This window comes from Rhizobium sp. A37_96, from assembly GCF_053521765.1.
The window spans coordinates 12,285-26,757 of sequence record NZ_JBNWDS010000022.1 but is presented as its reverse complement, the minus strand read 5'-3'; the positions used below and the strand labels follow the sequence as shown (position 1 = coordinate 26,757).

The 14,473-nt window shown below is 62.2% G+C and carries 14 protein-coding genes; 2 read left to right on the top strand and 12 right to left on the bottom strand.

The annotated features are described in order from the left end of the window. Window position 1: 1 nt before the first annotated feature. From ACQZ6J_RS30985 to ACQZ6J_RS30970, 4 genes are all read right to left on the bottom strand, one after another. A complete protein-coding gene (locus ACQZ6J_RS30985) occupies window positions 2–1,315 on the bottom strand; it encodes a cytosine deaminase (RefSeq protein ID WP_449086832.1) in 1,314 nt (437 codons plus the stop codon). After that, entirely contained in the window at window positions 1,315–2,181 is an 867-nt protein-coding gene (locus tag ACQZ6J_RS30980; RefSeq protein ID WP_449086831.1) for an ABC transporter permease, read from the bottom strand. The genes ACQZ6J_RS30985 and ACQZ6J_RS30980 overlap by 1 nt, the downstream gene beginning before the upstream one ends. Beyond that, complete coding sequence (locus tag ACQZ6J_RS30975) at window positions 2,181–3,005, bottom strand: ABC transporter ATP-binding protein (RefSeq protein WP_449086851.1); 825 nt, start codon at window positions 3,003–3,005, stop codon at window positions 2,181–2,183. Before ACQZ6J_RS30975 ends, ACQZ6J_RS30980 begins: the two co-directional genes overlap by 1 nt. 102 nt (window positions 3,006–3,107) lie before the next feature. After that, window positions 3,108–4,124, bottom strand: coding sequence for an ABC transporter substrate-binding protein (locus ACQZ6J_RS30970; RefSeq protein WP_163992709.1), 1,017 nt, complete (start codon window positions 4,122–4,124; stop codon window positions 3,108–3,110). Window positions 4,125–4,308: 184 nt separating this feature from the next. Between ACQZ6J_RS30970 and ACQZ6J_RS30965 the strand changes: the two genes are divergently transcribed. Then, window positions 4,309–5,277, top strand: a complete 969-nt coding sequence (locus ACQZ6J_RS30965; protein ID WP_449086850.1) for a LysR substrate-binding domain-containing protein — start codon at window positions 4,309–4,311, stop codon at window positions 5,275–5,277. On the opposite strand, the gene ACQZ6J_RS30960 is transcribed toward ACQZ6J_RS30965, so the two are convergent. The 3 genes from ACQZ6J_RS30960 to ACQZ6J_RS30950 form a co-directional block, all read right to left on the bottom strand. Next, window positions 5,265–6,062, bottom strand: a complete 798-nt coding sequence (locus ACQZ6J_RS30960) for a creatininase family protein (protein WP_449086830.1) — start codon at window positions 6,060–6,062, stop codon at window positions 5,265–5,267. The two genes, ACQZ6J_RS30965 and ACQZ6J_RS30960, sit on opposite strands and share 13 nt — an antisense overlap. Before the next feature lie 272 nt (window positions 6,063–6,334). Next, entirely contained in the window at window positions 6,335–7,807 is a 1,473-nt protein-coding gene (locus tag ACQZ6J_RS30955; RefSeq protein ID WP_449086829.1) for a nucleobase:cation symporter-2 family protein, read from the bottom strand. Between the two features lie 284 nt (window positions 7,808–8,091). After that, complete coding sequence (locus ACQZ6J_RS30950; protein WP_163992718.1) at window positions 8,092–8,394, bottom strand: alkylphosphonate utilization protein; 303 nt, start codon at window positions 8,392–8,394, stop codon at window positions 8,092–8,094. A gap of 331 nt (window positions 8,395–8,725) precedes the next feature. On the opposite strand from ACQZ6J_RS30950, the gene ACQZ6J_RS30945 reads away from it, so the two are divergent. Next, window positions 8,726–10,150 (top strand): NAD-dependent succinate-semialdehyde dehydrogenase, encoded by a 1,425-nt coding sequence (locus tag ACQZ6J_RS30945; protein ID WP_449086849.1) that lies wholly within the window; start codon window positions 8,726–8,728, stop codon window positions 10,148–10,150. Between the two features lie 201 nt (window positions 10,151–10,351). On the opposite strand, the gene ACQZ6J_RS30940 is transcribed toward ACQZ6J_RS30945, so the two are convergent. Genes ACQZ6J_RS30940 through ACQZ6J_RS30920 form a run of 5 tightly spaced genes read right to left on the bottom strand, consistent with a single transcriptional unit; the run spans window position 10,352 to window position 14,471 of the window. Beyond that, a complete protein-coding gene (locus ACQZ6J_RS30940; protein WP_449086828.1) occupies window positions 10,352–11,239 on the bottom strand; it encodes an alpha/beta hydrolase in 888 nt (295 codons plus the stop codon). Between the two features lie 20 nt (window positions 11,240–11,259). Beyond that, on the bottom strand, window positions 11,260–12,066 hold the full coding sequence (locus tag ACQZ6J_RS30935; RefSeq protein ID WP_449086827.1) for an aspartate dehydrogenase: 807 nt from the start codon (window positions 12,064–12,066) through the stop codon (window positions 11,260–11,262). Further along, complete coding sequence (locus ACQZ6J_RS30930) at window positions 12,053–12,754, bottom strand: ABC transporter ATP-binding protein (protein WP_449086826.1); 702 nt, start codon at window positions 12,752–12,754, stop codon at window positions 12,053–12,055. Before ACQZ6J_RS30930 ends, ACQZ6J_RS30935 begins: the two co-directional genes overlap by 14 nt. Next, window positions 12,748–13,503, bottom strand: coding sequence for an ABC transporter ATP-binding protein (locus ACQZ6J_RS30925; RefSeq protein WP_449086825.1), 756 nt, complete (start codon window positions 13,501–13,503; stop codon window positions 12,748–12,750). Before ACQZ6J_RS30925 ends, ACQZ6J_RS30930 begins: the two co-directional genes overlap by 7 nt. Beyond that, window positions 13,500–14,471 (bottom strand): branched-chain amino acid ABC transporter permease, encoded by a 972-nt coding sequence (locus ACQZ6J_RS30920; protein ID WP_449086824.1) that lies wholly within the window; start codon window positions 14,469–14,471, stop codon window positions 13,500–13,502. The genes ACQZ6J_RS30925 and ACQZ6J_RS30920 overlap by 4 nt, the downstream gene beginning before the upstream one ends. Window positions 14,472–14,473 lie beyond the last annotated feature (2 nt).

The window sequence follows — 14,473 nt, the reverse complement described above, 5'->3', positions numbered from 1 at the left end:
TTTACGCTCCAATGACGCTGTCGAGTTCACGATAGTCCGGCAGGCTGCGGTCGATCACCTTGCCCTTGCGAAGGACGACGCGGTCGGACTGCGGTCGGGAAAGAAATTCGCTCCAGCGCCGGGCGCTGAAAAGAACGAGATCGGCGGAATGGCCGACCGCGATACGGCCGATATCCGGACGGCCGAGAATGTCTGCGGGAGAGGTGGTGACGACTCTTGCCGCCGTATCCAGCGGATGGTCGAGATGCAGGATTCGGACGGCCTCGCGGAACACTTCGACAGGATCGAGGTCGCCATAGGCATAGAAGGGATCGCGGGTGTTGTCGGAGGAGACGGCTGTGGCAACGCCGGCCGCGGCCAGCTCGTGCAGCAGGGTAACGCCGCGCCAGCGGGGCGTGCTGCCGGGATGGCGGTCCTGAAGATACATGTTGCACATCGGCAGCGAGACGATGGAAATCCCGGCCTTGGCGACGAGATCGATGGTCGCACGGGCGACATCCGCATCCTGCCGGGCAAGCGAACAGCAATGGCCGGCGGTGACTTTGCCGGTGAAGCCATTGCGCAGCACGGCCTCGGCAATAGCCTTCAGCGTCAGCACCTCCTTGTCTTCGGTCTCGTCGACGTGCAGATCGATGTCGAGGCCGTTGTCGGCGGCGGCGCGGATCAGCTTGTCGAGCCGCGCATCGAGTTCCGGGCTCATCTGGGTAACGCCGCCCATCAAGCCGCCGGCGTCGCGAACGACCGTCAGCAAGTCGGCGAAAAAGGCTTCGTCCGCCATATTGTCGAGCGGGAAGAGGGCGACGGCCTGCAGCGCGATCCTGTCCTTCCAGGCCTCGCGGACCGAGGTGAAGACTTCGAAGGAAATACGGTGCTGCGGCGCCAGCGAATCGAGATGGGTGCGGATCAGGCCGGTGCCGTGGGCGTAGGCCGAACGCAACGAGAATTCCATGCGCTTGCGCACGTCGTCCGCCGACCAGTTGGCCTCCCGGTCGGAGCGCACGGCATCGAGCGCCCCCATGAAACTGCCGTCCGGATTGGAGCGCCGCTCCCATATATGGCCCTTGTCGAGATGGGTGTGCATGTCGGCGAAGGTCGGCCAGACCATGCCGTCCCTCATGTCGACTTTGGCATATTCGACCGGCGCTGTTCCGGGTGCGAGTATGGCCTTTACGAGGCCGTCGGCGACGACGATATCGGCCTTGACGAGGCCTTCGGCGGAAGGTGCCTGGAAGCCGGACAGCGTTACGGCGGGAACGGTGGCGTTGCTCAGCGCGAAGCGGGCGGCGTTGGGTGGTGACATGAAGGCGTGGGACATCAGTTTTCCCGCTTGAGGCTGCTCTCATGCCAGCGATGCAGGCTCAGCCATGAAATGAAGGAGGTGAAGGCGAAGATGGCGACGCCAAGGGCCGACAGGAGCAGGAGTGCCGCAAACAGGCGCGGCATGTTCTGGCGGTATTGTGCTTCGAGCAGGCGGAAGGCGAGACCGGAATTGGGGCCGCCGGAGCCGGCCGCAAATTCGGCGACGACGGATGCGATCAGCGACAGGCCGCCGCCGATCCGAAGCCCGGTCATGAAATAGGGCTGGGCCGCCGGCAGCTTCAGATGCAGCAATGCCTGCCAACGCGAGGCGCCATAAAGGTCGAAGAGATTGAGCAGGTTGTGATCGACGCTCTTCAGACCCTGCACCATGTTGGACAGGATCGGGAAGAAGGCGACGAGAAAGCCGCAGATCAGGAGCGCCGACTCGCGCGTCGGCGCATAGATCAGGATCAGCGGTGCGATCGCGACGATCGGCGTCACCTGCAGGATCACGGCGAGCGGATAGAAAGCGAGTTCGATCCAGCGGGACTGCACCAGGAAAATGGCGAAGCCGACGCCGCCGATCAGCGCGAGCACCAGCGATATGAAGGTGATCTCGGTCGTCACCCACAGAGCCGGCCAGAGAATGCCCCAATCGGAAACGAGCGCCTTGGCGACGGCTATCGGGCTCGGCAGAATATATTGCGGAATGTCGGCGCCGGCGACCAGAAGCTGCCAGAGAACAAGCAGTACGAGGACGGTCAGGACCGGCACAAAGACGCCGAGCGCGCGTTCGAGATTGCGTTGCCCGGTCGCCGCGGCAGGGGCCAACTCAGTGGGCTGGACGGAAAGATTGACGGGCAGGCTGGTGCTGTCGCTCATCAATGGGCCTCCTGCCGGCCGATGGCTTCGATCAGGGAAAGCGACACTTTCTCGCAAACCCGGCGATATTCTTCCGATGAACGATAAAGCGGATCGCGCTCGCCTCGGGTTTCCAACGGAAAGTCGCTGTGGACACGTCCGGGCCGCGCCTTCATGACGACGATGCGGTTGGAGAGATAGGCGGACTCGTAGACGGAATGCGTGACGAAGATGACGGTGATGCCAGTTGTCTGCCAGAGGCGCAGGACATCGTCGTTCAGCTTCTGGCGGGTGATTTCGTCGAGCGCGGCAAAGGGTTCGTCCATCAGCAGCAGCTTCGGCTTCGTCACCAGCGCGCGGGCAATCGAGACGCGCATCTTCATGCCGCCGGACAGCTCTCGCGGATAGGCATCGGCAAAGTCCTGGAGGCCGACCGTCGCCAACGTCTCCATGATCTGTTCATGGGCGGCGGCCTTCGAAATACCTTTGAGCTTCAGGGGCAGGTGGACGTTGCCGAAAACCGTCTTCCAGGGAAGCAGGGTCGGTTCCTGAAAGACGAAGCTGATATCGCCGTCCGGCAGCCCCTTGGTATTGATGCGCGAACTCGGCCAATCGATCCTGCCGCTGGACGTGCCGCCGAGGCCGGCGATGATGCGCAGGGCCGTCGACTTGCCGCAGCCGGAGGGGCCGAGCAGGCTGACGAACTCGCCGCTCTCCACATTGATCGACATGCCGGAAAGCGCCAGCGTACCGTTCGAGAAGACCTTGGAGACCTGATCCATGACGACAAGCGGCCGCTTGCGTGCTTCCGTCCGGTTTGTCGCAATGGTTTCCGATAGGGTCATCATGTGGTTCTCTGTCGATTTCAGCGATCAGGCTTGCTGGAAGAATGTCCCTCTCCCCGCGAGCGGGGCGAGGGGCGAGCCACGGGCCGAATAATAGGCCGGCTACTTCTTCAGCGACATCCCGACGCTCTTGCAGACGAACTGTGTGTCGAAGGCTTTCTTGTAGTCGATATCCGCGTCGAAGACCTTGATCTGCACCATCTCGTCGAAGAACTTCTTGTAGTGCGCGTCGGTGATGCAGCCGATGCCCTTGTCGAGGGCGTCGCCGGATTCGACGATGCCATATTCCTTCATCTTGGCGATGGAATAGGCGATCTGGCCATCCGTCATATCGGGATTGTCCTTCTTGATCAGGTCGTTTGCCGCCTTGTTGTCGCCGTAGAGATAGTTGTACCAGCCCTCGATCGAAGCATCGACGAAGCGCTGTACGAGATCGGGGTTCTTGTCGACCAGCGCCTTCTGCGCGGTGATCATCGTCGAATAGGGGGAGTAGCCGGCGTCGGCGATCAGGAAGACTTTCGGCTTCCAGCCGGCCTGTTTCTCGATCTCATAGGGCTCGGAGGTCACATAACCCTGCTGCGCCGACTGCTTGTCGGCCAGGAAGGGCGCCGGGCTGAAATTGTAGGGCTTGAACTGTTCGTCCTTGAAATCCGGGAAGTTCGCCTTCATCCATTCGAAATAGGTGATGTAGCCGTCCTTGCTCAGGAACAGCGTCGGCAGTTTGGCAAGGTCCTCGAACTTCTCCACGCCGGCATCCGGATGGGCGATCAGCACCTGCGGATCCTTCTGGAAGATCGCTGCGACGTCGACGATCGGGATACCCTGCTTGACCGCATCGATTTCCTGCTGCGGGCCGCCCATGTAGAAATCAAGCTTGCCGGAGACCAGAAGCGCCTGGTTGGCGGCGTTGGGGCCGCCCTGAACGATGGTGACGTCCAGGCCGTATTTTTTGTAGGTGCCGTCGGCGACGGCCTGGTAGAAACCGCCGTGCTCGGCCTGGGCAAGCCAGTTGGTGCCGTAGGTGACTTTGTCGAGCGCATTTGCGGGCTCAGCCGCCGCGATCGCCGCAGCCACACCCATGGCGGCAAAAAATGCTTTTGTCTTCAATACATTATACATGGCTGACTGTTCCCTTTATCTGCCATGGGACGTCGTTGTTGAAGCCCATTTCCTGCATTTGAGCGATTGCGTTGCGCTTTGAAAAGCATCAAAATTCGTGCGCATTGATGCCTTTTCGGCATCTGTTCCCAGGCCTGTGCCTAAATTGTGCGGCCTGGGCAAAAAATAAGCAATGGGAACGAAGATGCTGCACTCGAGACGACTTCTCTACATCAATGAAATTGCCCGCTGCGGCTCCATCCGCAAGGCGGCCGCGCGGCTCAACGTGGCCTCTTCGGCAATCAACAGGCAGATTCTGGCGCTGGAGGAGGAGATGGGTGCGCCGCTCTTCGAACGCCTGCCGCGCGGTTTGCGGCTGACGGCGGCGGGCGAGCTCTGTATCGAGCACATCCGCGAGGTCTTGAAGAACTACGAGCGGTTGGAGGGCCGTATTCGCAGTTTGAAGATGCAGCAGGCCGGCAAGATCAGGATGGTCGCGACGGTCGGCCTGACATCCGGTCCGTTGCCTGAGATCATCGCGCGCTTCCTCTCCGAACATCCAAGAGTGTTCATCCAGCTGCGCAACGATGCCGGCTCGACGACCATGGCGCCGGTCGTCTCGGGAGAGGTCGATATCGGCCTCGGCTTCAACATACCGGCGACGCCCGGCATCCGCTCGCTCGGCAATTTCGACATACCGATCGGCGTCGTGCTGCCGCCCGGCCACCCCTTGATCGGACCGGGACCGATCAACCTTGCCGATGTCGTGGAGGAGCGGCTGCTGTTGGCGCAGCCCGGCACGAGTCTCAGGGATGTCATCAATCTGACGCTGGCGAGACTTTCCGTGCAGGTCGAGCCCGTGCTGGAGAGCAATGCATCGGAAATGCTGAAGCAGCTGGTGAAATGCGGGGCGGGACTGACGCTGCTCAATCCGCTCGACGTCATTACCGAGTGCCGGCGGGGCGAGCTGGTGTTCCGGCCACTCGCCGAGCCCAATTCACGCCATCAGCCCATGAAGCTGTTCGCCCGTGCCCGCGCGCCGCTCGATGCCGCCACCAGCCTGTTCGTCGAATACCTGCTTGCCGAGCTTGCCGGAATGGTGGAAGAGCTGCAGGCGAAAGGGCATATCGTCATGCCCTCCGAGCGTCGTCGTTCGGATACTTATTTCGAATAGAGGTTGGAGAGCGGATAGTCGCGCAGGTCGCGCAGCATCTCGATGAAGCCGGCGATCTGGTGGCGGCAGATGAGCGCGCCTTTCTCCGCCGTACCGGCTGCGGCATTGCCGACGACGCCGTTCGGATTGAGATCGTGCGCGATCCAGGCGAGCGAATGCGGCGGCAGCGGCTGCAGATATTTTGAATGCGCCTTCATCCATTCCGCCTTGGAGGCGAAGTTCTCCGCCTTGTCCATCCGCACGAGCTCGGGCCGGAAATGCAGCATGAGCGAGGTTTCGACGTCGCCGCCATGGATGCCGAAGCGCTGCTCGTGTTCGTCGATCATGCCGTCAGGCGTGCCGAAGCGGGTCCATTGCGTGGCGACGACGGCCATCTGATGCCGTACGCGCAGCTCCCGCGCGACGATGCCCATGATGTCGAGGTTTCCGCCGTGGGAGTTGACGATGACCATCTTGCGGATGCCGGCTTCGGCGACCTTCGCGCCGATTGCGGTCCAGACCGGGATCAACAGCTCCGCGCTAAGCGACAGCGTGCCGGGACCGTAGACATGTTCATTGGCCTTGCCGATTTCCTGCGTCGGCAGAACGAGGAAGTCGAGATCGTCGGGGCGCTGGACCTTCAGCTCCGCCAGCATGCCTTGCGCGATCGCGACATCGGTTGCGATCGGCAGATGCGGACCGTGTTGTTCCGTCGAGGCGATCGGCAGGATCGCGATCGTGGTATCCGGCGAAAGATCGGCGAAATCATAGGTGTTGAGTTCGTTCCAATAGAAGGGCTTCGCCATTGCCGTATCCTCTCGCCAGCGTCTTGTGGCTAACGGATACGGCAAGGATGATGACGGTGAAAAGCATCAATTTGCGGTCGCGCCGCTGCCTTTTTGCGGACGGGCAGCGAGGAAGGAAGGTCCCGGTGAGCTATGTCGCGCGCGGTTCTGGATGTATTCCGGCCGGCGGCCTGACCGCAGGCACCGGTATCTTGCCCGCATGAATGACGATCGAGCGCAAAAAAGGCGGCTTGCCGGCGCCGAACGCCCGCAAGCCGCCTAACTTCGTTCGATCAATGGGCTTCCGCAGGGATCAAGGGCACCTCCGAACCGTTGGCGTCATAGAGCTTGCCGTTCAGGAAATAGTCGCCGTCATGCAGGCCTGCGACGTCCTGATACCGGATCAGACGTTCCGTTCCTGCAACGAAGACCGATTGCTGATCCGAATTGCCCACCTTCAGGTGGTTGAACAGCAGGTTCAGCATGATCGCCATCAGGGCCGCGGAGCTGATACCCGAATGGAAAATCGTGACGATCCACGGCGGGAAATGCTCGTAGAAGCCCGGAGCTGCGATCGGGATCATTCCGAACCCTATCGAGGTCGCCACGATGATGAGGTTCATGTTGTTGTCGTAGTCGACCTTGGCGAGGGTTCTGATCCCGCTCGCGGTCACCGTTCCGAACAGGACGAGGCCCGCCCCGCCGAGGACAGAGCTTGGAACCGCCGCCACGATACGGCCGACGACCGGCAGCAATCCGAGGGCGACGAGAAAGAGACCGCCGGTTGCCACGACGAACCGGCTCTTGATGCCGGTCACGGCCACAAGGCCCACATTCTGCGCAAAGGCGCTCTGTGTGAAGGAGCCGACCACGGGAGCCAGGATGCTGGACAGCATATCGGCGCGCAGGCCGTCGCCGAGCCGGCGAGCGTCGACCTTGGTTCCGACGATCTCACCGACGGCAAGAATGTCGGCGGAGGTTTCGACGAGCGTTACCATGATCACGATGCACATCGAAATGATCGCCGCCGTGTCGAAGACGGGATAGCCGAAGTGGAAAATCTGCGGCAGGGCGACGAACGGTCCGTTCGCCACGCGCGAGAAATCGGCTATGCCCACGGCATAGGCGATGCCGGTGCCGATGATGATGGCAAGCAGGATCGATAGCCTCGATATGGCTGCGCTCGCGAGCTTGCTGAGCAGCAAGACAATCAACAGCGTTACGGCCGCGAGCAGAATGTTGGCCTGGCTGCCGAAATCCGGCGCGTTCCTGTTGCCGCCCATCGCCCAGCCCGCCGCAACCGGCATGAGCGTGAGGCCGATGGTCGTAATGACGATGCCGGTGACAAGGGGCGGAAAGAAGCGCGTGACGCGCGAAAACACCGGCGTAATGATGAGGCCAATGAATGACGCCGCAATGACCGCGCCGAGAACCGCCTGGATGCCGCCATGCCCGGTGATGGCGATCATCGTCGCGACACCGGAAAAAGATACGCCCTGCACCAGGGGCAGGCGGCTGCCGAAGAACGGTATCCCGATCGTCTGCAAGATGGTCGCCAGGCCGCCGGCAAACAGCGAGGCTGTCACGAGCAGACCGATATCGGATGGCGAGAGCCCCGATGCCTGGCCGACGATCAGCGGAACGGCAACGATGCCGCCATACATCGTGAGTACGTGTTGAAGGCCGTAGGCGAGATTGGCGCCGAGGCTGAGCTTTTCATCTTCGGGGGATATGCGTGCTGTATTTTCCTCTGCAGTCGTTGCCAAGGTAAACTCCTCCATACCTTTGCGTTTCTCATTGTCCTCCAAATGAGAAATATAAGGTACGGTGCGCGACCCCGCATGACTTTACAGAAAAATGCGAAACACCTTACCGGAAGGCTGGCGACCGGCAGGTCCCGGCAGGTTCGACGCGCCACTCGAATTCATCGATTCGAGGTTCGCATATCCCGCCAGGGTGCCCAACCGCCATCTTGAAAGCAATGCCTGCCCCCCGCCGAACGTCAAGGCACCGCGCCGGAGATGCGGGCGCCTTGGTGTCCGAAGCCGTATCAGCGCTTGCGCACGAATTCGGTGCGCAAGACCAACCCTTTGATGGTGTCGTGGCGGCAGTCGATCTCTTCCGGGTTTTCGGTGAGCCGGATCGATCGGATGACGGTCCCTTGCTTCAGCGTTTGGCCGGCGCCCTTGACCTTGAGATCCTTGATCAGCACGACGGAATCGCCGTCGGCGAGCACATTGCCGGATGCATCGCGAGCCTCTGCGGCCCTGGCCTTCTCCGCAGCGATTTCGGAAGCGGGGCGCCATTCGCCGGTTGCCTCGTCATAGATGTAGTCGTCGTCCTGGTCGGTCATGTCCGTCTCGTATCGTGTAGTGATGAATTGCAGTTCATGCTGTCGCCCGACGCCGAGGCGACCGGATGAAAACCTGCTCTATCCCGGATGAGGCTTCGGTGCAAACCGAGGTCGAACCGGGAAGGCGCGAATGCGATGCCGGCGGCATCACTTGATCGCTGCATGACGATGAGAAGCTTCTACTCCTCACCCTAATTTATTCAGCGGAGACATGAATTCATTCGATTTATGTGGATTGTTATATGACCGAATGAATTGCATCCATGGGGCATCCAGCTGACAGGCTTGAAAATCCAGTTCTTTTTGCGTGCGGGGAGGTGCCCAGATGACGATGAATGCCGACGTTCCGCTTTACATCGGCGGCAACTGGCGAAAGACGGTCGAGACGTTGCCGATCATCAATCCGGCAACCGAGGATGTCATCGGAACCGTCGCCGTTGCCGGTGAGCAGGATCTCGAGGACGCACTCGCCGCGGCGGCTGAAGGCTTCCGGGCCTGGAGCCGCACCTCGCCGTGGAAACGGTCGGAGATCATCCTCAAGGCTTCCGCCCTGATGCGCGAGCGCATCGAGGACATCGCCCGATCGATCACGGTCGAAAACGGCAAGTCGCTCGCCGAGGCGCGGCTTGAAGTCATCCGTGGCTGCGAGTTCTTCGAATGGGATGCCGGCGAATGCGTACGGCTCTATGGCCGCGTCATCCCAAGCGAGCCGGGCATCCGCTATATGGTCGTGCATGAGCCGATCGGCCCTGTCGCGGCTTTTTCTCCGTGGAATTTCCCGATGAGCCAGCCGGCGCGCAAGATCGCCGGCGCCATCGCCTCGGGCTGCTCCGTCATCATGAAGGCTTCGGAGGAAACGCCGAGCGGTGTCATGCATATTGCCCGGGCTTTCGAGGATGCCGGCCTGCCGGCAGGCGTGCTGAACCTCGTATTCGGCATTCCCGCCAGAATATCCGAGTTCCTGATCCCGCGTCACGAAATCCGCATGATCGCCTTCACCGGTTCCACTGCCGTCGGCAAGCACCTGACGGAGATCGCCGCCCGGCATATGAAGCCGGCGCTGATGGAACTTGGAGGTCATGCTCCCGTGATCGTCTGTGACGACGTCGATCCGGTCGCAGCCGGTATCAGCAGCGCAACGCGCAAGTACCGCAATTCCGGTCAGGTCTGCACCTCACCCACACGCTTCTTCGTGCATGAGAGCGTCTACGAGCGCTTCACGAAGGCTTTCGTGGAAAAGGCGCAATCCATCAAGGTCGGCGATGGCCTCGATCCGGCAACGCAGATGGGCCCGGTCGCCAACGACCGCCGCATAGAGGCGCTGCAGGCGCTGGTCGATGACGGCCGCGCGAAGGGCGCCAGGATCCTGTGCGGTGGCCACAGGCTGGAAAAGCGCGGCTATTTCTTCGCGCCGACGGCGATGGCGGAGCTGCCTGACGATGCTCGCGCGATGCGGGAAGAACCTTTTGGTCCATTGGCGCTGATCAATCCGGTGCGCTCCATCGACGAGGCGCTGGAAAAAGCAAACGCGCTGCCCTTCGGGCTTGCAGCTTACGGGTTTGCTCGTTCGGCCGCCAATGTCGACCGGATCGCGCGGGGCCTCGAAGCCGGCAATGTCTCGATCAACACGCTGGAAGCATCCCGTGCCGAAACGCCGTTCGGCGGCGTCAAGGACAGCGGCCTCGGCCGCGAGGGCGGAGCCGAGGGCATCCTCCATTATACGATCGTCAAGACCATCTCGCATCTCGTGGAGTGAGGGCGCCGTTCCTTCATTGACGAGAGACGAACCGCCCCGGCTGACTCGATCGCCCGGGGCGCCGTGGTGTTGCAGCCGATCGAGCAGCTTTCTTCGAGCTGAATGCCGACGACACGCATGACGACGACGTCCATTACAGGGCACGGAGGAGGCTTCGCGGCCACGTCATGTTGTTTTGACCATGTAACGGGCGGGCGACGTTCAGTCGCCCATCACCGTCAGCAGCGCTTGAGAAAGGGCTGTCTCGTCGCTTCGCAGTTCCATGAGGATATCGAAGTGGTTGCGGCCCGGCACTTCCAGCATCCGTACTGGATGGCCAAGATCGGCCCATGCCTCCGCGAAGGCGGTTGATTGGCGCTTGAAACCCGGAGCTTCCTTTTCCGCCCAGGCAACGACTATCGGGCAGCCAAGCCGAGGCAGATGCCGGATCGGGCTCAAAGCGTCCACGTCTTGCGCATCGAGCGAAAGCCATTCCTGGGGGAAGCTCGCCGCCAACGGTGCAAGCTCGAACAGGCCACTCAGTGGCAGGGCCGACTTGACGACGTTTTCGGGCACGCCGAAATCCTCGTGCCATCCGCCGGCGAGCAGCATGGCTGCGAGATGACCGCCGGCGGAGCTGCCGCCGATATGAATGCGGTTGCGATCGATGCCGTAGCGGGCGGCATTTTGCCAGAGAAAGGCAAGGGCAGCGCGCACTTCGCGGACGATTTCGGAAAGCGTGACGGTGGGCGCAAGGCGATAGTCCAAGACGGCGGTCATAATGCCTGCTTTGGCCAGCATCCCCGCCATCATGGCAGAATCCTGCTTGGATAGAGCTCGCCAGTAGCCCCCATGGATAAAGAGGAAGACCGGGCGCAGCCCATCGCTGCTCTCGGGTCCGAAAATGTCGAGCGTCTGGCCGCTTTTGCCGTCGTAGACAATATCGGCAAAGCGGAGCCAGGCGCTGCGCACTTCGTCCGAGGTTTCGCGATAGGCTTGCATCTCGTCGGGAAAGCGGTCGCCGACGGTGGCGCGTGCATTGTAATCGACGTCAAGCCGTTCTCGTGGCCAGGTTTCTTCGGCGATCAACGGGCTGGCGAAGCGGTTCATCATTTCCTCCTCAAGGGGTCTCAAAGAACGAGGCCGGCGGCCCGGTTTTCGATCAGTCGAACAATATTGAGCGCGGTCATCTCCGAGGACTTCGGGTTGGTCGCCAGGGGCCGGTTCTGCAAGCGGATTTCAAGCAGGCCGAAATCGCCCTCGGCCCGGATCTCGTGGGCATTGAGCCGGGCCTCCGGATCGGCAACCAGCGTGACGCGCGTCCGGTCGACGCTGATGCCGGCAAGCGAGGTGATGACGGCGACGTTGGCGTTTTGCGGAAAGCGGTCGGCCGCTTCCCGCGCCGATCCCTGGAAGAAGGATAGGGGAGCCTGCAGCGCGTCGAGGTCGCAGAGCGTTTCGGCTGCGGTGCCGCGCCAGGCCCTGGGCGGCTTGACGATGCGGTGCTCGACATCCGTGAGATTGAGCCGGGAGGCCGCCGCCAGCGCGTCGACCCCGCCGAGCGCGCCGGGAGGCACCAGCAATTGCCGGCCTCCCGTTTCCGCGAGAGCGATCAGCTCGGACAGCGCTGCCGTATCGACCAGGGCGGAGGTGGACGAGACGGCGAAGTCCATGCCGGCGGCGAGCGCGGCTCGACCAAAGGGCAGCACGCTGCTGCGCCCTGCCGCCTCGACGACCAGTGCCGCGCCGGTCGCGGCAAGATCGCCGGGTTGTGAAATCAGCCGCGCGCCGAGGGGAAGGTCGTCGCGTTCGCGCGCCGGATCGCGGACAGCCACGGCGACGATGTCGAAAGGCGAGCCGCGCTCGGCCAGCAGCGCGGCCACGCGCTGGTTGATGGCACCCCAACCGACAAGACAGATCGCTTCAGATTCCGACATAGCCCTGCACCTGCTCATAGTCCCGATCGAGATCGGCACCATTGCCCGACCAGACGCTTCGTCCTTTTTCGATGATGTAGTGCCGGTCGGCAAGCCGCTTGAGCACGGCAAGATTCTTATCGACGAGAAGGATCGACTGGCCTGCCGCCCGCAATTTTCCGATCACGTCCCAGATTTCGGCGCGAATGACGGGGGCAAGCCCCTCGGTCGCCTCATCGAGAATGAGGAGCCACGGATTGGTCATCAGAGCCCGGCCAATGGCCAGCATCTGCTGCTCCCCGCCTGAAAGCGTGCCCGCATTCTGCTCGGCACGTTCGCGCATGCGCGGAAACAGCTCATAGACGCGTTCCAGCGTCCAGCCGTCGGCGTATTTCTGGCGGTTGGCGGCGGTCGCCACCAGATTCTCCCGCACGGTCAACGTCGAAAAGATCTGCCGCCCCTCGGGGACGAGGCCGACCCCGAGCCGGGCGACCCGCTCCGTCGGCTGTCCGGTCATCGGATGGCCGCTGATCGTCACCTTGCCGCCGCGGGCGGGCACGAGGCCCATGATCGTCTTGATCGACGTGGTCTTGCCCATGCCGTTGCGGCCCATGAGCGTCACGCATTCGCCCTTGGCAACCTCGAATGAAATATCGAACAGCACCTGGCTGTGGCCATAGCCGGCTTGAAGTTCTTCGACGCTCAGCATAGTTCGTCCTCGTTTCCGAGATAGGCCTCGCGCACTTCGGCGCTGGCGGCGATTTCTTCGGCACTGCCGGTCATGATGATCCGCCCGTAAACAAGCACGGAAATGCGGTCGGCAAGGGCGAAGACGGCGTCCATGTCGTGCTCGACGAGCAGGATCGTTACCTTGCCGCGAAGGCCTTTCAGCACGTCGATCATCTCCTGGCTTTCGGCATGGCCGAGACCGGCCATCGGCTCGTCCAACAGCAGAACCTTCGGCCGGCCGGCCAGGGAGACCAGAAGCTCGAGCTGCTTTCGCTCCCCATGAGAGAGATCGTCGACAACGACGTCGGCACGCCTGCCGAGCGGGCTGCCGCCGAGCAAGTCGTCGGTCTCGTCCCAAACGTCGCGGCGGGCGTTCATGCGATCGAGAATGCGCAGGTTGCGGCCCATCCTTGCCTGGACGGCGACGGCCATATTCTGGCGCACGGTGAATTCGCCGAGCAGGCTCGTGACCTGGAACGTGCGCCCCAGCCCCCGAGCCACGCGGGCCGCAGGCGCCAGTCGGGTTACGTCCTGGCCGGCGAACATGATCCGGCCTTCGGTCGGCAGCAGATTGCCGCAGAGCTGGTGAATGAGCGTCGATTTTCCGGCGCCGTTCGGGCCGATCAGGGCATGAATCTGGCCCTCATCGAGCGCGAAGCTGACATTGTCGGTCGCCGTCAGTCCGGCGAAGCGCTTTACCAAGCCGTGGGTTTCGAGGATCGTCGTCATGCAGCCCTCTTGCGAAAATGGGCGAAGACCCCGTTGATGCCGCCCTTGGTGCCGAGCACCACGACCAGCAGGAGGATGCCGAGAACAAGCTGCCAGTGCTCCGTCCAGCTTGCCAGATAGGTCTGTAGGATGATGAAGGCGGCCGCGCCGAAAATCGGGCCGACAAAGGTGCCGACGCCCCCGAGGATAATCATGATCATCAACTCGCCGGACTTGGTCCAGGCCAATGTATCGGGGCTTACAAAGCGCATGAAGACCGCCATCAGCGCGCCGGCGAGCCCCGCGCCCATGCCGGACAGCACGAAGGCAAAGAGCTTATAGCGGAACGGCTCGATGCCGAGCGACATCATGCGCTTCTCGTTCTGGCGGATGCCGGCGAGCATGGTGCCGAAGGACGAGCCGATCACGCGGTTCAGCCAGAGGAAATAGAGGACGGCGACGGCGAGGATCACGAAATACACCGCCGTCTTGTCACGCAATCCGATGCCGAACAGCGTATTGGCATTGCGCACGATGATGCCGTCGTCGCCGCCATAGGTTTTGAGCGAGACGAAGAAGGCGAACAGCATCTGGGCGAAGGCAAGCGTGATCATGATGAACTGCACGCCGCCCGTTCTGAGCGCCAGCGCGCCGATGACGAGCGCCAGCAGGCCGGAAACGAGGATGGCGACAGGGATCGTGATCAGCAGTTGGTCCGTGCCCGGAATGAAACCGAACAGCGGCACGCCCTCCGCATGGTGGAAATACAGGATGCCGACGACATAGTTGCCGATGCCGAAGAAGGCGGCGTGACCGAAGGATACCATGCCGCCGAAGCCGAGCGCGAGGTTGAGGCTGGCTGCGGCGATGGCATAGATCATGACGCGGGCAACTAGGCTCGGCAGCGCGGGTTGGCCGAGCGCGGGCGCGACATAGGGCAGAGCCGCGAGACAGACGATCAGCACGAGATAGGGAAGAATGCGGCGCATGG

Coding starts and splice junctions, on each gene's coding strand:
- ACQZ6J_RS30985 (WP_449086832.1), bottom strand. CDS start 1,315: ATGTCCCACGCCTTCATGTCACCACCCAACGCCGCCCGCTTCGCGCTG.
- ACQZ6J_RS30945 (WP_449086849.1), top strand. CDS start 8,726: ATGAATGCCGACGTTCCGCTTTACATCGGCGGCAACTGGCGAAAGACG.
- ACQZ6J_RS30920 (WP_449086824.1), bottom strand. CDS start 14,471: ATGCGCCGCATTCTTCCCTATCTCGTGCTGATCGTCTGTCTCGCGGCT.
- ACQZ6J_RS30975 (WP_449086851.1), bottom strand. CDS start 3,005: ATGACCCTATCGGAAACCATTGCGACAAACCGGACGGAAGCACGCAAG.
- ACQZ6J_RS30965 (WP_449086850.1), top strand. CDS start 4,309: ATGCTGCACTCGAGACGACTTCTCTACATCAATGAAATTGCCCGCTGC.
- ACQZ6J_RS30980 (WP_449086831.1), bottom strand. CDS start 2,181: ATGAGCGACAGCACCAGCCTGCCCGTCAATCTTTCCGTCCAGCCCACT.
- ACQZ6J_RS30960 (WP_449086830.1), bottom strand. CDS start 6,062: ATGGCGAAGCCCTTCTATTGGAACGAACTCAACACCTATGATTTCGCC.
- ACQZ6J_RS30950 (WP_163992718.1), bottom strand. CDS start 8,394: ATGACCGACCAGGACGACGACTACATCTATGACGAGGCAACCGGCGAA.
- ACQZ6J_RS30935 (WP_449086827.1), bottom strand. CDS start 12,066: ATGTCGGAATCTGAAGCGATCTGTCTTGTCGGTTGGGGTGCCATCAAC.
- ACQZ6J_RS30925 (WP_449086825.1), bottom strand. CDS start 13,503: ATGACGACGATCCTCGAAACCCACGGCTTGGTAAAGCGCTTCGCCGGA.
- ACQZ6J_RS30930 (WP_449086826.1), bottom strand. CDS start 12,754: ATGCTGAGCGTCGAAGAACTTCAAGCCGGCTATGGCCACAGCCAGGTG.
- ACQZ6J_RS30970 (WP_163992709.1), bottom strand. CDS start 4,124: ATGTATAATGTATTGAAGACAAAAGCATTTTTTGCCGCCATGGGTGTG.
- ACQZ6J_RS30940 (WP_449086828.1), bottom strand. CDS start 11,239: ATGAACCGCTTCGCCAGCCCGTTGATCGCCGAAGAAACCTGGCCACGA.